Source organism: Shewanella salipaludis, from assembly GCF_012911865.1.
GTDB classification, from domain to species: Bacteria; Pseudomonadota; Gammaproteobacteria; order Enterobacterales; family Shewanellaceae; genus Shewanella; species Shewanella salipaludis.
The window spans coordinates 362,257-380,461 of sequence record NZ_JAAXYH010000001.1 but is presented as its reverse complement, the minus strand read 5'-3'; the positions used below and the strand labels follow the sequence as shown (position 1 = coordinate 380,461).

At 55.7% G+C, this 18,205-nt stretch carries 15 protein-coding genes; 8 read left to right on the top strand and 7 right to left on the bottom strand.

Annotated elements, in window-relative coordinates; all coding sequences use genetic code 11:
• Positions 1-12: 12 nt before the first annotated feature.
• The 4 genes from rsxG (at position 13) to gloA (ending at position 2,834) form a co-directional block, all read left to right on the top strand.
• Positions 13-651 carry an electron transport complex subunit RsxG gene (rsxG, locus tag HC757_RS01580; protein ID WP_342343025.1) on the top strand — a complete coding sequence of 213 codons (639 nt, stop codon included), beginning with the start codon at positions 13-15 and terminating at the stop codon, positions 649-651.
• A complete protein-coding gene (locus tag HC757_RS01575; RefSeq protein ID WP_169562498.1) occupies positions 644-1,339 on the top strand; it encodes an electron transport complex subunit E in 696 nt (231 codons plus the stop codon). Before rsxG ends, HC757_RS01575 begins: the two co-directional genes overlap by 8 nt.
• Positions 1,340-1,369: 30 nt before the next feature.
• Positions 1,370-2,011 (top strand): endonuclease III, encoded by a 642-nt coding sequence (gene nth, locus HC757_RS01570; protein WP_169562497.1) that lies wholly within the window; start codon positions 1,370-1,372, stop codon positions 2,009-2,011.
• A gap of 412 nt (positions 2,012-2,423) precedes the next feature.
• The gene (gene gloA, locus HC757_RS01565; RefSeq protein ID WP_169562496.1) at positions 2,424-2,834 is read left to right on the top strand and encodes a lactoylglutathione lyase; all 411 of its coding nucleotides are present in this window, start codon (positions 2,424-2,426) and stop codon (positions 2,832-2,834) included.
• A gap of 73 nt (positions 2,835-2,907) precedes the next feature.
• Here the strand turns inward: gloA and HC757_RS01560 are convergent, their stop codons facing one another.
• The 7 genes from HC757_RS01560 to HC757_RS01530 all read right to left on the bottom strand — a co-directional run bounded on the left by HC757_RS01560 (position 2,908) and on the right by HC757_RS01530 (position 14,033).
• Entirely contained in the window at positions 2,908-5,457 is a 2,550-nt protein-coding gene (locus tag HC757_RS01560) for a TonB-dependent receptor plug domain-containing protein (protein ID WP_169562495.1), read from the bottom strand.
• Between the two features lie 723 nt (positions 5,458-6,180).
• On the bottom strand, positions 6,181-7,185 hold the full coding sequence (ruvB, locus tag HC757_RS01555; RefSeq protein ID WP_169562494.1) for a Holliday junction branch migration DNA helicase RuvB: 1,005 nt from the start codon (positions 7,183-7,185) through the stop codon (positions 6,181-6,183).
• 15 nt (positions 7,186-7,200) lie between these two features.
• The gene (ruvA, locus tag HC757_RS01550; RefSeq protein ID WP_169562493.1) at positions 7,201-7,818 is read right to left on the bottom strand and encodes a Holliday junction branch migration protein RuvA; all 618 of its coding nucleotides are present in this window, start codon (positions 7,816-7,818) and stop codon (positions 7,201-7,203) included.
• Positions 7,815-8,336 carry a crossover junction endodeoxyribonuclease RuvC gene (gene ruvC / locus HC757_RS01545; RefSeq protein WP_169562492.1) on the bottom strand — a complete coding sequence of 174 codons (522 nt, stop codon included), beginning with the start codon at positions 8,334-8,336 and terminating at the stop codon, positions 7,815-7,817. Before ruvC ends, ruvA begins: the two co-directional genes overlap by 4 nt.
• A 20-nt stretch (positions 8,337-8,356) precedes the next feature.
• The gene (locus HC757_RS01540; protein ID WP_169562491.1) at positions 8,357-9,103 is read right to left on the bottom strand and encodes a YebC/PmpR family DNA-binding transcriptional regulator; all 747 of its coding nucleotides are present in this window, start codon (positions 9,101-9,103) and stop codon (positions 8,357-8,359) included.
• Positions 9,104-9,191: 88 nt separating this feature from the next.
• Positions 9,192-10,994: an aspartate--tRNA ligase gene (gene aspS / locus HC757_RS01535; RefSeq protein WP_169562490.1), complete on the bottom strand. Its 1,803-nt coding sequence runs from the start codon at positions 10,992-10,994 to the stop codon at positions 9,192-9,194.
• A 186-nt stretch (positions 10,995-11,180) separates the two neighbouring features.
• Positions 11,181-14,033 carry a transporter substrate-binding domain-containing protein gene (locus tag HC757_RS01530; protein ID WP_169562489.1) on the bottom strand — a complete coding sequence of 951 codons (2,853 nt, stop codon included), beginning with the start codon at positions 14,031-14,033 and terminating at the stop codon, positions 11,181-11,183.
• Positions 14,034-14,183: 150 nt separating this feature from the next.
• Here HC757_RS01530 and cmoA point away from each other — a divergent pair, with 150 nt between their 5' ends.
• From cmoA to HC757_RS01510, 4 genes are read left to right on the top strand one after another with little or no spacing between them, the layout of a single operon-like run.
• Positions 14,184-14,915 (top strand): carboxy-S-adenosyl-L-methionine synthase CmoA, encoded by a 732-nt coding sequence (gene cmoA / locus HC757_RS01525; protein WP_169562488.1) that lies wholly within the window; start codon positions 14,184-14,186, stop codon positions 14,913-14,915.
• The gene (gene cmoB, locus HC757_RS01520) at positions 14,912-15,904 is read left to right on the top strand and encodes a tRNA 5-methoxyuridine(34)/uridine 5-oxyacetic acid(34) synthase CmoB (RefSeq protein WP_169562487.1); all 993 of its coding nucleotides are present in this window, start codon (positions 14,912-14,914) and stop codon (positions 15,902-15,904) included. Before cmoA ends, cmoB begins: the two co-directional genes overlap by 4 nt.
• A 23-nt stretch (positions 15,905-15,927) precedes the next feature.
• Entirely contained in the window at positions 15,928-16,689 is a 762-nt protein-coding gene (locus tag HC757_RS01515; RefSeq protein ID WP_169562486.1) for an ATP-dependent zinc protease family protein, read from the top strand.
• Between the two features lie 8 nt (positions 16,690-16,697).
• Entirely contained in the window at positions 16,698-18,203 is a 1,506-nt protein-coding gene (locus tag HC757_RS01510; protein ID WP_169562485.1) for a UUP1 family membrane protein, read from the top strand.
• Positions 18,204-18,205 lie beyond the last annotated feature (2 nt).

The window sequence follows — 18,205 nt, the reverse complement described above, 5'->3', positions numbered from 1 at the left end:
CAGGAGACAGATGTGAAGAATGCTATGATGAAAAATGGCCTGCTGCTCGGCCTGTTTGCCTTGCTCTGCACCGGCCTGGTGGCACTGGTTAACCAGCAAACCGCCGCCAAAATACAGCAACAACAGAAGCATGAACTGATGCGGGTGTTGCATCAGATAATCCCGGACGCCATGCACGACAATGAACTGACATCCCAGTGCACCTTGCTGCAGGACAAGGAGGCGCTGGGCACCGACAGTCCCCTGCCCGCCTATATAGCAACTCAGGCAGGCCAGGCCGTCGCCATTGCCCTCGAGACCATAGCGCCCGACGGTTATAACGGCCAGATAAAGCTTATCGTCGGCATCTCAGCCGAGGGTACTGTGCTCGGGGTAAGAACCCTATCCCACCAGGAAACCCCTGGTTTGGGTGATAAAATAGAACTGAGAAAATCCGGTTGGGTATTGAGTTTCGCCGGCAAGGAACTCGGCGACGAAGCCGATGAGCGTTGGCGGGTCAAGAAAGATGGCGGGAGTTTCGATCAATTTACCGGCGCCACCATCACCCCCAGAGCCTACGTCAAGGCAGTAAAGCGGGCCCTCTGGTACGTTAAGCAGCATCAGCAAGCCATCTTCAGGCAACCACGCAATTGTGAGGCACAGCATGACTAATTTCCGCGAAATCGCCTGGCAGGGACTGTGGAAGAATAACCCTGGTCTGGTGCAGCTACTTGGGCTATGCCCCCTGCTGGCCGTCACCGCCACTATCACCAATGCCCTCGGGCTCGGGCTGGCGACCCTGCTGGTGCTCATAGGCTCGAACGTGCTGGTGTCCCTGGTACGCGACTTCGTCCCCAAGGAAATACGCATTCCTGTGTTTGTGATGATCATCGCCGCGCTGGTGACCGCGGTACAACTGCTGATCAATGCCTATGCCTATGGTCTCTATCTGTCGCTGGGGATCTTTCTGCCGCTGATAGTGACCAACTGCGTGATCATAGGCCGCGCCGAGGCCTTCGCGTCACGCAATAGCCTCATCAGCTCTGCCTTCGACGGCTTGATGATGGGGCTGGGGTTCACCTCCGTGCTGGTGGTGCTGGGCACGGTACGTGAACTCTTGGGGCAAGGTACCCTCTTCTACGGCGCCGAGCAGCTGCTCGGTCCCTGGGCCGAATCACTCACCATTCAGGTTTGGCAGGTAGATACCCCCTTCCTGCTGGCCATGTTGCCACCCGGCGCCTTCATCGCCATGGGTTTGCTCATCGCCCTGAAGAATGTCATCGACAGAAAACTGGCGGAAAGACAGCCTAAGATAGAAACCGCCACTGTGACCCGGGCGCGGATCACTAAGGTCAACTGAGCATGATGGCCAGGAACGAGAGTCAGACTTATGAACAATGAAAAACGGCGTCAGATCTTAACCCGACTGCGTGACAACAATCCCCATCCACAGACAGAGTTGCACTTCTCCAGTCCGTTCGAACTCCTGGTCGCCGTGACTTTGTCGGCACAGGCGACGGATGTCAGTGTCAACAAGGCGACCGCTAAACTCTTTCCCGTCGCCAATACCCCCAAGGCCATCTATGCTCTGGGCGTCGATGGGCTTAAGGACTACATCAAGACCATAGGCCTCTATAACAACAAGGCCATAAACGTCATCAAAGCCTGTGAGATCTTGCTGGAAAAATATGACGGCGAGGTGCCCGAAGACAGGGAAGCCCTGGAGTCTTTACCCGGTGTTGGTCGCAAGACCGCCAATGTGGTGCTCAATACCGCCTTCGGCTGGCCGACCATAGCGGTCGACACCCATATTTTTCGCTTGGCCAACCGCACCAAGTTCGCCCCCGGCAAGAATGTGCAAGAGGTGGAAGAGCGTATGCTCAAGGTAGTGCCGGCCGAATTCAAGGTGGATGTCCACCATTGGTTCATACTCCATGGCCGTTATACTTGCCTGGCACGCAAACCCCGTTGTGGCAGCTGTATCATAGAAGATCTGTGCGAGTTCAAAGACAAGGTCTACCCGGAAGAATAGCCTTAGGGCTGAAATGCCGGCCAGCCCTCTCCCAAACAACTGGGAACAAGCCTAAAACATCATAAAAAAGAACACACTCAGGCCTAAGGCGATGATCAGGCTAATCGCCAATGCCATCTTAAGTTCGGTATTCATGTTTGCTCTCCATGTGTGACGTCCCTCGTGTGCCCCAGCGTGGGCAGCCAGAGTCTGCCTCTTCAGATGGCCACTCTCTGTTACTCTACCTTAATCCCTGCAACTTGGGCCAGCCTAGTGCATCTGGCTGTCGCCGTTATCCCCCTACTGCAGGCCATGCTATGTGCCGGCCCAGGAGCCCTATTTTCGCCCCCCCTCACCAGAAATTTGCTATAATGCCAAAGCCTTAACGCCTCCAGCTCCATGAGGCCCATTTCAGCCCCAAGATGAGAATCCTATGTCACAACTCTTACATACCATGCTGCGTGTCGGCAATCTGGAACGCAGTATCGCCTTCTATACCCAGGTTATGGGCATGAAACTGCTGCGGACCTCGGAAAATCCTGAGTACAAGTATACCTTGGCCTTCGTAGGTTATGCCGATGAATCCTCCGGCCAGGCCGTGGTCGAGCTGACCTATAACTGGGGTACCGAGAGTTACGACCTGGGCACCGCCTTCGGCCATCTCGCCATAGGCGAAGACGACATCTATGCCCGTTGCGAGGCGATCGCCGCCGCCGGTGGCAAGATAGTCCGCGCCCCTGGTCCCGTTGCCGGTGGCCGCACGGAAATCGCCTTCGTCGAAGATCCGGACGGTTACAAGATAGAGCTGATCCAGATGAAGTCTGCCTCGAACGGCTTGGGCTGATCGCCGGCATATTGAAGCCCACACACAAAAAAAGCGCCTTACGGCGCTTTTTTATTTTTAGGCTACAACAAGCTTAGAACTTGTAAGTCACGCCACCATAAATTTGACGACCTATAGTGTCGTAAACTTCTGGTACTGTGCCGCCATCGCTGCCGTTACTCACTGTCGATGGCTTCTCGTCTGTGAAGTTCTTCACGCCGACGCTCACTGTCAATGCATCCGTTGCATGGTAAGTACCGGAGATGTTGTGATACAGCACTGAGTCAGACTGACGAACCGCGGTAAATGGCTCATCGTTGGCGTCATAATCCGTGTAGATATCATCCATGGAATCGATGAAGCGGTTGAAGTAAGTGACACTCCAATCGCCCTGCCCCGCCTGAATGCTGAAGTTATTACGGATCTTGGCGTAGGCACCGAAGTTGCCGTCAACAGTACCAGTGTAGTCTTCGCTGTCTTGCTCGAAGTTGAGCAGATAAGTCATGTCGTTGCTGATTTTCCAATCCAGACCCAAGGCTTCGAAACCATAGGCCAGGTTGAAGTCGATACCACTGGTATCCTGAGTCCCTACGTTGGTCAAAGGATTGGTGAAATCGTCCAGGTTACCGTCCAAGGTGATCTTGAAGGTTTCACAGGCTGTAGCATTGCCGGCGAAACACTCGTTCAGACCGGTTTGCGCGTCCAGACGCGTGATGGCGTTAGTGACCTTGAAACGCCAGTAGTCCAGCGTCACAGACATGCCATCGATGAAGCCAGGTGAGTACACCAGACCCGCGGTGTAAGACTCAGACTCTTCAGGCTTCAGATCCGGATCCGAGGTGTAGTTAACCTTGATCTGTGGATCTTGCTCATTGCCCCAAGGATCGTCTAGGTAGTCGAATGAACCTGTGTTACCGCCGAACAGCTCGCTCACGTTAGGTGCGCGGAAACCGGTCGCAGCCACGGTACGAAGCATAAGCTCATCGCTCGCTTCATAGGTCAGGCCTATCTTCCAGGTGGTCGCCTTGCCGAAGGTAGAGTAATCGTCGAAACGCAAGGCAAATTCACCGGTCAATTTCTCGGTGAAAGGCACGCTCACTTCCTGGTAGAAAGAGATAACGTTGTAGTTGCCATCGGTAGGATCTTGCTGGGCTGAGGTGCTGTCACCGGCAACAACCACAGGATCCGGGTTGTAATAACCGCTCTCACGACGGTATTCGGCCCCGATAGCGAAACCTACGGCACCGGCGCTGAGATCGAACAGCTCACCGTTCAACACGCCGGCAACTGTGTGTTGCTCGTTGCCGCCATCGGCTTGCTGGAAGTAGCCTATATCACCCATGATGTCTTGAGTCAGAGGCTGACCGCTGAACCAGGCATCCTGGTTGGCGTAGACAGATTGTTCCATCTTGGTGGCATTGATCGAGTTGTCGACCGTGGACGACGCCTTGTTCTTGCCATAGGTGTAAGACACATCCCAGTTCATGCCTGTGTTGATATCCAGCGAACCGGCTAAGTCTACTGAAGCGCGGTAAGTATCTGTATCCTGCGAGCTGATACGCGGACCCACATCGTTGGTACGGCGACGGTATTCTACCCGGCCTGTCTTGTCGGCCTCAATGCCGCCGGCTGTCATGGCGCTGTCCAGGGTGATGCACTTGACGGCATCGGCACCAGGCGCACCACAGACGTCCAACATCACAGAGGCAGGCTGAGCCGCCATCTGTTGATTGGATTTACGCTTGGTGTACAGTATGTCACCTGTCAGCACCAAGTCGTTGCCCAGATCTTGGGTCATGTTGGCAAACAGACTGTAGCGCTCGCTTGGCGTCTGATAATAGCTGTCTTGGGTGAAGTCATAACCTGTTGTACGCTTAACCCAGTTGCCGTTGGCATCTTGTACCTTGCCGCCCAAAGTGCCGGTTGGGATGTAAGAGCTGCTACCCGCTTCGGTCCAGGCACGGTCAGATTGGATCACACTCTTGCGGTCCGAGTAAGCGGCACCCAAGGTGTAGTTACCAGAATCTGTGTTGACACCATACAGGGCGCTCATCTCGGCTGTTTGGCCGTCGCCTCTGTCGGTGCCGCTGCCATTAACGTCCAGCAACAGACCGTCGAAGTCTTTCTTGGTGATGATGTTCACCACGCCGGCGATAGCGTCGGATCCGTAAACGGCAGATGCACCGTCTTTAAGGATTTCAACCCGGGCAATCATGGCAACAGGGATGGAGTTCAGATCCACGGCGCTGTCGGCACCCGTGCCTGAGCTGACCATGCGGCGACCGTTGAGCAGTACCAGAGTACGCTCGGCACCCATGCCGCGCAGATCGACCTGAGCCGAGCCACCTGAGCCGTTGTTGGAAGTGGAGCCGATTGCGGCACCCGCCATGGAAGTTTGGGCCTGCAGCAACTGGTCGACTGAGGTGAAGCCTTCGGCGCGAATGGCGCTGGCGTCGATCACAGTCACAGGCGATGCCGTTTCCATGTCCTGACGTTGGATACGTGAACCTGTCACTTCGATGCGTTCAACTTTGGCTTCGCCTTCGGCGGCGACAGCAGTTTGAGAGGCAACGAAGGCTGAAGTTGAAAGCGATGCGATTAAGCCAAGCTTAACGGCATCGGCCAATTTGGTTTTCTTGATCATAGATAAAACTCCCTTACTACCTAGTTTATTTTTCTAATCATTCGACGTCTTATTAGTGCGTTAGCGCACGACGTTGCACGATACTGAAGTTTCACCTTTGCCCCGTCAATGACCCCAACCTTTAACCTGCGGAGAGCATTTTGTTACTAAAAAAGCTTCAATTTGTTAATCGACGAGAAACAGCCCGGCCTCACCTGGCTATTATTCATACGTCTCAGCATAAAGAGTCAGCCTATCTCTAAAAATGCAGTGATTCCTGCTTGTTAAAAGCCAACGAGTACGCAACATTGTAAAATGATGAAAACGTGACATGCGTCACAAAAAAATGCCATTTATCGAATGCGTCACTCGAAAAAACTGCATAAATAACCATCGAATAAGCTTTTGATACAAGGCGTTTACTTTCCCCCTGACAAGCCTGTGCCTGCCAGGCCAAGGCCCTGTGCGGCGCCAAGCCGGGGAAGCGATACCTTTGTTAATTTTTTGTTTACCGATTGAAGTGTGGAGGATAGGAAATGGCTGACAGACGTTATGCCAATACCCAGGCATGCACTATGAATATGCCTGCATGATAGGTATCTATAATAATGGGCAGCTACAGATGATGGAGACTGTGCTTAATGGGCATGGGATGCTAGCCGGCCGCTTGCCGGAAACAAGAAGAGAGCCTAGGCTCCCTCAGTCTTGCAACTCGACAATCCCCATCGACGCCTTGGCGGCCTGCTATTCCGGCTTGATTATCTCGAAGTGTTGATAGGCCCGCGAAGTGGCGATACGTCCCCTGGGGGTACGCTGCACGAAGCCCTGCTGAATGAGGAAAGGCTCCAATACATCCTCTATGGTTTCCCGCTCCTCACCTATGGCGGCGGCCAGGTTATCCAACCCCACAGGGCCACCACCGAACTTGTCTATGATGGCCAGCAAGAGTTTCCTGTCCATGTAATCGAAGCCCTCGGTGTCGACATCCAGCAAGTCCAGCGCCTGCTCGGCGACAAACTGGCTGACCTTGCCCTGGTGCTGCACCTCGGCATAGTCACGCACCCGGCGCAGCAAACGGTTGGCAATACGCGGCGTGCCACGGGCACGGCGGGCAATCTCCGTGGCCCCGCCGGCATCTATCTCCAAATCCATCACCTGGGCCGAACGGGTCACTATGGTGGTCAAATCCTTGAGGTTATAAAATTCCAGCCGCAGCGGTATGCCGAAGCGGGCCCGCAGCGGAGAGGTGAGCGCGCCGGCTCTGGTAGTCGCACCGACGAGGGTGAAGGGGGGCAAATCCAGCTTGATCGAGCGCGCCGCCGGCCCCTCACCTATCATTATGTCCAGCTGATAGTCTTCCATCGCCGGATAGAGGATTTCTTCCACCACTGGGCTCAAACGGTGTATTTCATCGATGAAAAGCACGTCACCGGCTTCCAGGTTGGTCAGGAGCGCCGCCAGATCGCCGGCCTTTTCCAGCACAGGACCCGAGGTGGACTTGATGCTGACCTCCATCTCGTTGGCAACTATCATCGCCAGGGTGGTTTTACCCAGTCCGGGAGGGCCGTAGATCAGCATGTGATCCAAAGCCTCGCCGCGATTCCTGGCCGCCTGGATGAACACCTTGAGCTGCGCACGGGTGTCGTCCTGGCCCGTATATTCATCGAGCAACTTGGGGCGCATGGCCCTGTCGATGGATTCGTCCAGGCCTATGCTCTGGGGCTGGATCAGTCTATCTGCCTCTATCATGCCGATTCCTTATGCCTACAACATTGACTTGAGTGCGGCTTTGATCAAAGTTTCGCTGTCCATGCCTTCCTTGAAGGCCGCGGACACAGACTTGCTCGCCTGTGGCGGCTTATAGCCGAGGGAAATCAAGGCCGCTATGGCATCCTCTTCGGCCGTATTGACAGTTTGAGCCGGGGTAAAGTTGGACTGCAGCACAAACTCACGCTCGGAGCCTTGTGATGCCGCCATCAGGCTCTTGAGCTTATCGCGCATCTCGACCAGCAAACGCTCGGCGGTCTTCTTGCCGACACCCGGCAGCTTGACCAGAGTCGCTATATCATCACGCTCGACGCAGCCGACAAATTCGCCCGCTGTCATCCCGGACAATATGGTTAAGGCCAACTTGGGGCCGACACCGTTGGTCTTAACCAACAAGCGAAATAGCGCCCTTTCCTGCTTGGTGATGAAGCCATAGAGCAGCTGGGCGTCTTCGCGCACCACGAAATGGGTGTAGAGCACAGCCGGTTGATTGATCTCCGGCAGCTCGTAGAAACTGGTGAGCGGCATCTGCAGCTCATAACCCACACCGCCGACATCCAACAATATTTCCGGCGCCTGTTTTTCCAGCAACACGCCCTTGAGTCTACCTATCATTTATACCTTCCGTATGTTCTGCTTCTCGCCCTGCCGCTCAACGCCACCAGGCTCTGGCCGGTATGATAATGGCATACCGCCACTCCGAGTGCATCGGCGGCGTCGGCCTGGGGGGCTGCGGGTAATTTCAACAACTGTTGGATCATATGCTGTACCTGGGCTTTTTCCGCCCGCCCAGTGCCCACCACTGCGCTCTTGATCTGAGTGGCACTGTATTCCGCCACAGGCAGATTGGCAACTGTGGCCGCCACTATGGCGGCCCCACGGGCCTGGCCCAGCTTCAACGCCGAATCGGCATTCTTGGCCATGAACACACGTTCGATGGCGAACTCATCGGGCTGGTACTGGCGAATAATTTCGGAGAGACCATCGAAGATCTGTTTCAGCCTGCCGGGAAGTTCATCGGAAGAGGTGCGGATACAACCACTGCCTAAATACAACTGGTGTCGTCCCTGGCATTGGATCACCCCGTAGCCTGTGATCCTGGATCCCGGGTCGACCCCTAAAATAATGGCCATAGGTTCCTTAATGACAGCCGCTATTCCAGGCTGTCCATGATTTCATCGGAGATCTCGGCGTTGTGATAGACTTCCTGCACATCGTCATGCTCCTCGAGGGTATCAATCAAGCGCAGAAACTTGGCCGCGGTATCGGCATCCAATTCCGCCTTGGTCGAGGCTATCATGCTTATCTCGTCGTGGGCAGGCACAAATCCTGCCGCCACCAGCGCATCCTTGACGCTGTAAAAATCGGCCGGTGGGGTAAACACATCGATAGACATGTCGTCGTTGGTGACCACATCCTCGGCACCCGCCTCCAATGCGGCGTCCATCAGGGCATCTTCATCGACGCCGCTCTCGTAGGAAAGCACCCCAAGTTTGGTAAACAGGTAGGCAACCGAGCCGTCTGTGCCCAAGTTACCGCCGGACTTGTTGAAGGCATTGCGCACCCCAGTCACAGTGCGGTTGCGGTTATCCGTCATGGTTTCGACCATCACGGCCGTGCCACCCGGGCCATAACCTTCATAGATGATGGTTTCCAGCTGCTGGCCTTCCAGCTCACCGGCGCCACGCTTGATGGCCCGCTCGACGGTGTCGCGGGTCATGTTGCCGCCCAGCGCCTTGTCTATCGCGGTACGCAAACGGGGATTGGCATCGGGATCCGAGCCACCTTCACGGGCGGCGACGGTCAACTCACGGATCAGTTTAGTAAACAGCTTGCCGCGTTTGGCGTCTTGTGCCGCCTTGCGGTGTTTGATGTTGGCCCATTTACTGTGACCTGCCATAATCATTCTCCTCTGTATCCCCTGTTGTCGACACTATTAACAGGGATAAAAACAGACCGAGGCTTGCGCCCCGGTTTATTTACACTTATCAGTCTTGGTGCTTCTGGTCACCCTGCTCATCGCTGGCAGCGACTTTTTTGACCACCTCTATGCCCAAATCGGACAACTGCAGCGGATTGGCAAATCCGGGCGCATTGGTCAGGGGACAGGCTGCCGTGGTGGTTTTCGGGAAGGCCATCACATCACGGATTGAGGTCGCCCCCGTCATCAGCATTATGATGCGATCCAGACCGAAGGCCAGACCCGCATGAGGCGGAGTACCGTAGCGCAGGGCTTCGAGCAGGAAGCCAAACTTCTCTTTGGCTTCTTCGTCGCCGATCCCCAGGATGCGGAATACTGCACTCTGCATATCCTGATTATGGATACGCACAGAGCCGCCACCGAGTTCACACCCGTTGAGCACCATGTCATAGGCATCCGAGACACGGTTGGCCGGATCCGCTTCCAGTTCTGCCGCCGTCACGCCACGTGGGGCGGTGAAGGGATGATGCACTGCGTGGAAGCAGCCATTGATCTTCTCGAACATGGGGAAGTCGACCACCCATAACGGCCGCCATTCACCTTCGAGCAACTCAAAATCTTCACCTGCCTTCAGACGCAGTGCGCCCATGGCTTCGGCAACCACCATGGCCTTATCCGCACCGAACAGCAGGATATCGCCACTCTGGGCGCAGGTACGCGCCAGGATGTCGCTAACGATCGACTCGTTGAGGAACTTGAGCACAGGCGACTGTATGCCTTCCATGCCGGCGGCCAGATCGTTGATCTTCATCCAGGCCAGACCCTTGGCGCCATAGATGCCGACGAACTTAGTGTACTCATCGATTTGCTTGCGCGACAGTGAGGCGCCACCCGGAATGCGCAGCGCAGCGACCCGACCCTCAGGGTCGTTGGCCGGACCGTTGAACACGGCAAACTCGACCTCTTTGAGCAGATCGGCAACGTCGACCAGTTCCAGCGGGTTACGCAAGTCCGGCTTGTCGGAGCCGAAGCGGCGCATGGCCTCGTCGTAACTCATGCGCGGGAACTCGCCCAGGTCCACATTCAGCAGCTCGAGGAACAGGCCGCGCATCATTTCTTCCGTCTTGGCCATCACCTGCTCAGAGGTCATGAAGGATGTTTCTATGTCTATCTGGGTAAATTCGGGCTGACGGTCGGCGCGCAAGTCTTCGTCACGGAAACATTTAACGATTTGATAGTAACGATCGAAACCTGACATCATCAGCAATTGTTTGAACAGCTGTGGCGACTGCGGCAGCGCGAAGAACTGCCCCTTATAGGTACGGCTGGGGACCAGATAGTCACGGGCACCCTCGGGAGTCGCCTTGGTCAGGATAGGAGTTTCTATGTCCAGGAAACCATTGCCATCGAGGAAACGTCGCACGGCGCTGGTGACTTTTGCACGGAAAATCAGACGCTCGGCCATCTCAGGGCGACGCAGGTCCAGGTAACGGTACTTGAGGCGTTGCTCTTCACTGTTATGCTGATGTTGGTCCATGTTCAGCGGCAACGGATCGGCGGCATTGATTATGGTTAACGCCTTGCCCAAGACTTCGATCTCACCGGTCTTCATCTGGGCGTTGACTTGGCTGTCGGGACGGGCGCGCACCAGGCCTTTGACCTGGACACAGAACTCACCGCGCAGCGTGCTGGCGACTTCGAAAACCTCAGGCAAGTCGGGGTCGTAAACGACCTGGATCAACCCTTCGCGGTCGCGAAGATCCAAAAACACCACGCCGCCGAGATCGCGACTACGGTTCACCCAACCCACCAGGGTAACTTCTTCTCCAACGTGAGACTTATTGACGTCCCCACAATAATGACTGCGCATCTAGCCCTATCCTTTGTTCCTGCAACCTGTGCTCTGGAAATGATCAAAACGAGATAAAAGCGGCATTATAATGAAATAATGCCGATTACCAAACTACTTAACGCTTAGGCGGCGAAGTATCAGACAGTTTTTTGTCCTTGGCCAGCGCCCGAGGCGGCCAACCCCAACGAGCGTTCAAAAAAACAGCTAACCGACCCGATAACAGCTGCCGCCACTCTCCTTGGCCAAGGAGCTGAGCTGCACCGCCCGCTTGAGGATGTCGATGGCGGTGTCGCCGTCCTTGGGATAGAAGGCCACACCTATGCTGGCCGAAACGGCATCCTTTCCCTGCAATAACTCCGCCGCCGTCGTCAATCCATGCAACAGGCTATCGACCAGCTGATACACTTGGTCGCGGCCATGGATCCTGTTGAGGATCAGCACAAACTCCTCGGTGCCGAAGCGAGCGACCGTATCCGACTCCCTGACCGCGTCCTGCAGCAAGCCGGTGACTATCAACAGTATCCTATCCATCTCCTTGGCGCTGCGGGCCTTGGTCAGGCGTTTAACTTCATCCAGCCCGACAAATACCAAAGCGAAACTTTCCTGCTCACGCCCATGCAGCAACACCGCCTGCTGCAACCTGTCATCCAATAAATTACGGTTTGGCAAACCCGTCAGGCTGTCGTGGTTGCCCAAGAGCTGCAGCTGTTTCTCTAACTTGCGCCGCAGTTGCGCTTCGGCGCCGTGACGGCGATAGATGAGTAACCCCACCAGGGCCAGGCCCAGACTCAAGAGGCTCACCAGCAAATAACTCAGCCAGCCTGGGATCTGTAGCGGCCGATGCCCGGCATCTGCCGTCAGCCAATGCTCGTAGATCCGCTGTTGTCTGGGTTTATCCAGCATGCCCAGCGCCATATCGATCAGCGGCACCAGCTCGGCATGCTTGGGGTTGATCCCCAAACGACTGTGCTGATCGGAAAAATCGGCCAGCAAAGACAACTTGAGTTCCCCGAAATGCCCCCCTTGCAGGCGCTGAGCCAGGGTGACCACCTTGTCGATAAACACATCGGCCTTGCCGCCGGCAACCGCCGCCAGACCGGCATCCGAGTCGGCCACCAGCACCAACTTGAGCCCGGGTTGCAGACTCATCAACAGGGGCACCAGGTGGTAACCTTCCACCACGGCGAGCCGCTGGCCCGAGAGTTGTTCCAGGTTAAAAACCGACACCTGCTGCAACCGGCTGACCAGGGCCCAAGGCGATGGCCAGTAGGGGGCACTGAACGCCAGGCTCTGTTTGCGCTCGGCCGTTTCGGCAACGCTGCCGGCAAGGTCTATGTCGCCGCGGAGCAACGCCTGGATGAGCGACTGCCAGTCATCGAAGGCCTGGGGCACTAGCTTGAGACCCAGCTGCTCGGTCAGCAGCTTGGCGACATCGCTGTTGATACCGGCGAACTTGCCGGCATCATCTGTGAATTCCATCGGCGACCAATGCTTGAGATAACCCATTTTCAGCTCGCCCAGACCGGCAAGATAGGCTTGCTGGCTGTCGTTGAGCGCCACCCGCTTGTCTGCCCCGGTGAAAATCAGATCCTGGGGATTCAACATCCACTTGCGTTCGATCGCCGCCAGTTCCTGCAGACTTATGCTGTTGAAGCCCGAGGCGACCCGTTGCGCCAGGCCCTTCTCATCTTCGCGGGTCAACACATAGTTATGGGTGCTGAACTCCAGCATGGACGCCTGGTGAAAATCCCCCCAGCCCTGGGTCAGCAACAGGTAATGTGACGTCAGCGCACCTGAGGCGACAAAGCCAGTGATGTCGCCCTTGCGCGCCGCCGCCGTCATGGCCGCCATGCTGTCGTAGAAACGGATCTGGGTCTCAGGCAGGGCCTGGCGCAACTGTGCCAGGTAGGGCGAGGTAGGAAACACGCCTATGCGTTTGCCCTTGAGCTCGCCCAAGTCCGTCAGTGACTGCTGGTACACGAACAACCGGCTCTTCATGGTATAGAGGTTCCATACCCGCTGCAGCCCAGAGTTGAGTTCATCGTTTTCCGGGTAACCTATCTGCACGTCCGCTATGCCATTGCGTACGTCTTTGAGACTGCCATTCATGTCGCTGGCAACGAAGTCGATGCTGATGCCGGTTTTTTCAGACCAGAGTTGCCAAATGTCGACGAACAGTCCGTGTGGCTGGCCATCCAGCCCAAGATCCCCGTAGGGCTCGGCCCCGAGCGGCATGGCTATGCGGATCCCCGCCTGTTGGCGCTGGTAACCCAACCAACGCCGCTCGGCTTGCTGAATGAAGCCCTTATCCAGTCGCGCAAAGCCTGAGTCGATCTGCGCCAGCAACTTTTGCTCGCCTTTGCGTACCGCCGCCCGGATTGGGGTCTTCTTGATGGCAATACGGATATTGGCCGGAAAGCCGTTCATTATGTCCTGCTGCAGCCCTTGATCCCTCAGGTAGCCTTCCATGCCGGCGAAGATATAGAGATCTCCCCTGGACACAGCCTCCAGCAGGGCCTCGCGACTCGGGTAGGTCTTGAGCATCAATCCGGGTTGCAAGCGTTGCAACTCTGGAATATGGGCCGAATCTGCCACCACGCCTATCTGGTAGGGCAGCAAATCCTTGAACTGTTTCTTGTCCTTAAGGCTCTTATGCAGGTAGAGATAGGTGCCGACTTCTGAGATGGGAGCGGAGAAATCAAACTCGCTGCTGCGTTGCACCGTTTTCCCCAGGCCGATATGCACCTGGGCGTGCCCTTGCCTGAGCTGCTCCATGGACTCGGACCAATGTCTGACCACGAACACCACAGGGGTCGCCGTGACCCTGGACCACTCCTGCCAGAGTTCGATCAACAAGCCGGCAACCTCTCCCCGCTCGTCAAGGAATTGAAATGGATAACTATCTTCCCCGGCAACTATGACGAGGGGCGGCGGATTGTGCCCGGCGTTGCCCTTGGCAGCGTCTATGGCAACATCCATGGCAGCAGCTTTCGCCGTGCTCTGCAGCACCAGCAAGAAGGTGCAAAAGATAACAACCAAGTGAATTACTCGCTTCAAGCGCTGTCCCTAGTACCCTAAGTACCTGTAAAAAATTTGTTGTTTCCAAGGTATTAGACAAAAATTTATCGCAAATTACCAGCAGGATACTTGCTGCTCCTCGACCTGATTGGCTAAAATGCCTAATTGAACCCACCCAATAACGCCCAGATGAACTCTACTCAAGATACTCTCTACGCTCAAGCGAGCGAACACATCAGTGACTTTCAGTTTGATAATAGGGTGGCCGGTGTATTCAGTGACATGATCCGCCGCTCGGTTCCGGGTTATACCCAGATCATCAATACCCTGGGCGACTTCGCCAAGAATCTGGTCACCCCCGACAGCCGAGTCTATGATCTCGGATGCTCACTCGGGGCAGCCACCCTGAGTATACGCCGGCAGATCCAGGGCAGAAACTGCCGCATCCTGGCCGTGGATAACAGTCAGTCGATGATCGAGCGCTGCCGGGAAAATCTCAACGCCTATGTCAGCGATACCCAGGTGGATCTCATTTGCGGTGACATACGGGATATAGAAATCGAAAACGCCTCCATGGTAGTGCTGAATTTTACCCTGCAATTTTTGCCACCCGAGGATCGCGATGCCCTGATTACCAAGATCTATCGGGGACTGAATCCCGGTGGTCTCCTGGTCCTGTCGGAAAAGCTATGCTTCGACGATGCCCCGATCCAGGCACTGCTGGAAGAGCGTCATCTGGACTTCAAACGCGCCAACGGCTACAGCGAACTGGAGATCAGCCAGAAGCGCAGCGCCCTGGAGAACGTGATGAAGCCCGATACCCTGGCCACCCATGAGCAGAGGCTCAAGGCCCAGGGTTTCAGCCATTTCAGCCTCTGGTTTCAATGTTTTAACTTTGCCTCTATGGTGGCCATCAAGTGATCAGCTTCAGTTCATTCTACCAACAAATCGCCGACTCCAATCTGCAGCACTGGCTGGAAACCTTGCCCTCACTCTTGGGGGAGTGGCAACGGGAACATAAACACGGCAACTTGCCCAAATGGGAAAAGGTGCTCAACAAGCTGCACTACCCGGAGGCCGATAGCCTAGACTTAGTCGACAGTGTCACCATAGGTTCGGGCAGGCAGTTGGCGGCGGGCCAGCAGGAAAAACTCGAGAATTTATTGCGCTTGTTTCAGCCATGGCGCAAGGGGCCATACCATATTCATGGCATACATATAGACACAGAGTGGCGCAGCGACTGGAAATGGGACAGGGTCAAGCCCCATATCGCCCCCCTGACCAACCGTACCGTGCTGGACGTGGGTTGTGGCAGCGGCTACCACATGTGGCGCATGCTCGGCGCCGGAGCCAAACGCGTCGTGGGGATAGACCCATCGCCGCTGTTTCTCTGCCAGTTCGAAGCGGTCAAGCGCCTGGCCGGTCAACAACATCCGGTGCACCTCTTGCCTCTGGGGATAGAGGCATTGCCACCGCTGGACGCCTTCGACACAGTATTCTCCATGGGCGTGCTATACCACAGGCGCTCGCCCATAGATCATTTGTTGCAACTGAGAGATCAATTGCGTACCGGCGGTGAGTTAGTCCTGGAAACCTTGGTGATAGACGGTGATGAGAACGCCGTTCTGGTACCCCAGGATAGATATGGCAAGATGAATAATGTATGGTTCATTCCTTCGGTTGCCGCTCTCATCCTCTGGTTGGAGAAATGTGATTTCACCGATGTCCGTTGTGTTGATGTCGATATGACCTCGCTCGCCGAACAACGCCGAACCGATTGGATGCCGAACGAATCGTTAGTCGACTACTTAGATCCAAATGATGTCAGCCGCACGGTAGAAGGTTATCCGGCCCCCAAGAGGGCGACCATAATAGCGGTAAAAAACCAACCGAATCATGACTTGATCTAGCCGGAATGCAAGAAGGAAAGACTATGTTAAAGCAGATGATCGCTATCGCTGTCACCGCCGGCCTGGCTAGCGGCTGCACCAGCACCCAGGCGCCCCCACAAGCCCCCATCCCCATAGATGCCGCCGCCTTGGAGACCGCCCTGACAAAGCAACAGAACGACATAATAGAAGAGGTGCAGCAGCACTGTCAGTCAGATCTTGGCCCCTTGAGCACTCTGACACAGGACGTACAACAGCAACTGAAAAAGTTGCAACGACAAGTCACCCAGTTGCAGAACACCCCTAAACCGCCCGAACTCGCTGTGCCGGACCAATGCGAAACCTCTCCCATCGGCGAGAAGTTTCTCTTGGGTGAAGTAGAGAGTGTGATGGTCGATGAGCTCGATGCCTATTTTGCGACCCGCATAGATACCGGCGCCGAGTCATCTTCCATCGACGCCCGCAACATAGTGGTGTTCGAACGCGACGGTCACAAATGGGTCCGCTTCGATGTTCTGACCCAAGGCAATGATGCGCCGCCGCAGACCTTCGAGTCCAGGGTAGTGCGTTTCGTGCGCATCAAACAAGACGCAGACACGGACGATGATCGCCGTCCCGTCATCCATGCCCATCTCAAGATAGGCAAGTATGCCGCAGAGACAGATCTCAACCTGACAGATCGCAGCCACCTGGACTATCCGTTGCTACTCGGGCGGAAATTCATGAAGGATATTGCCGTGGTCGATGTGGGTCAGAATTATGTCCATGGTAAAGCGAAGAACCAAGTGACATCGGCATCACAATAGGAGCCAGCATGCATTCACGTAAACCCTTTTACCTCTTCGTGGCACTGCTCTTCGCCCTCGGGCTCAGTGCCAGCATCTACCGTGGCATAGAGCATCACGTCCCCTTCCTGCCCGGCGAACAGGTGCAGAGCTGGACGGTCGATGCCAAGGTGAGCTTTCAGGGCAAGGGGGTACCGGCCGAAGTCTCCTTTTCCTTGCCACAGGACCCGGCATTCGAGATCTTGGTCGAAAATACCACCTCCCCTGGCTATGGCCTGACCATAAGCAATAACGAACACGACAGGCGCGCCGTCTGGTCGACCCGAGACGCCATAGGCAAACAGGATCTCTACTATAAGGTAACGCTGATCCCTACGGGTCAAATCCAGATAGCCGCACCGGACACACCGCCAGCCGTGGAAGAGTATCTGTGGCCGGCGACCGAACAGACGGCGGCCGAAAAAGTGATCGAAGAAGTCTGGAGCCGCAGCGCCAGCAACCTGACCTTCGCCCAGCAACTCATGGCGGTGATCACCGGCAAGGACAGAAGCCAGAACGTGGAGTTACTGCTCTCGAGCCAGAGTCCAACCAAGTTGTTTGTCCGTATGCTGCACAGCAAAGGCATTCCGGCGATGGAAGTCAACGGCTTGTATTTGGAAGATCAGCGCCGACGCCAGCAATTGTCCAGTTTCGTCGAGGTCTATCATAAGCAGCAATGGGTGCTGTTCGACCTGAATAAAGGGACCCAGGGCCGCCCCAACAACCTGCTGTTATGGGAACGCACCGGCAGGTCGGTGCTCGATGTCATGGGCGGGGTCAATTCCCTGGTGAATTTCTCCATGTTACAGGACACACGTTCGGCGCTCGCGACCTCCATAGATCTGATGGTCAACAAGAATGCACTGGACTTCTCCCTGTATCAGTTGCCGCTGGAAGAACAGAGCCTGTTTAAGAGCATATTGCTGATCCCCATAGGGGTGCTCATGGTGGTGTTTTTGCGCGTCATCATAGGGATCAAGACCTCGGGCACCTTCATGCCTGTGCTGATCGCCCTGGCTTTCATCCAGACCACCCTCTTGACCGGCCTGATAGGTTTCCTGCTGATCGTCTCCTTCGGCCTGATGATCCGCTCCTACCTTTCTTACCTGAATCTGTTGCTGATCTCACGCATCTCGGCGGTGATCATAGTCGTGATAGGCATCATAGGCCTGTTCACCATGCTGGCCTATAAGTTTGGCCTGAGCGAAGGCGTGACCATCACCTACTTCCCCATGATCATCCTCGCCTGGACCATAGAACGTATGTCGATCCTCTGGGAGGAGCAAGGTCCCAAGGAAGTCGTCATGCAAGGCGGCGGCAGCCTGTTGGTCGCCACCCTGGCCTACCTGGCGATGAGCGCGACCTGGGTGCAACATTGGGTATTTAACTTTCTCGGCATGCACTTGGTGATCCTCGCGCTGGTGTTGCTCATGGGTCAATACACGGGCTACCGCCTGCTCGAACTCAAGCGCTTTAAACCTTTGGCGGGAGAATAAGC

Bases quoted from the DNA above. Each gene is read 5' to 3' on its own strand.
- HC757_RS01575 (WP_169562498.1), top strand. From the start codon at position 644: ATGACTAATTTCCGCGAAATCGCCTGGCAGGGACTGTGGAAGAATAAC.
- nth (WP_169562497.1), top strand. From the start codon at position 1,370: ATGAACAATGAAAAACGGCGTCAGATCTTAACCCGACTGCGTGACAAC.
- gloA (WP_169562496.1), top strand. From the start codon at position 2,424: ATGTCACAACTCTTACATACCATGCTGCGTGTCGGCAATCTGGAACGC.
- HC757_RS01560 (WP_169562495.1), bottom strand. From the start codon at position 5,457: ATGATCAAGAAAACCAAATTGGCCGATGCCGTTAAGCTTGGCTTAATC.
- ruvB (WP_169562494.1), bottom strand. From the start codon at position 7,185: ATGATAGAGGCAGATAGACTGATCCAGCCCCAGAGCATAGGCCTGGAC.
- ruvA (WP_169562493.1), bottom strand. From the start codon at position 7,818: ATGATAGGTAGACTCAAGGGCGTGTTGCTGGAAAAACAGGCGCCGGAA.
- ruvC (WP_169562492.1), bottom strand. From the start codon at position 8,336: ATGGCCATTATTTTAGGGGTCGACCCGGGATCCAGGATCACAGGCTAC.
- HC757_RS01540 (WP_169562491.1), bottom strand. From the start codon at position 9,103: ATGGCAGGTCACAGTAAATGGGCCAACATCAAACACCGCAAGGCGGCA.
- aspS (WP_169562490.1), bottom strand. From the start codon at position 10,994: ATGCGCAGTCATTATTGTGGGGACGTCAATAAGTCTCACGTTGGAGAA.
- cmoA (WP_169562488.1), top strand. From the start codon at position 14,184: ATGAACTCTACTCAAGATACTCTCTACGCTCAAGCGAGCGAACACATC.
- HC757_RS01515 (WP_169562486.1), top strand. From the start codon at position 15,928: ATGTTAAAGCAGATGATCGCTATCGCTGTCACCGCCGGCCTGGCTAGC.
- HC757_RS01510 (WP_169562485.1), top strand. From the start codon at position 16,698: ATGCATTCACGTAAACCCTTTTACCTCTTCGTGGCACTGCTCTTCGCC.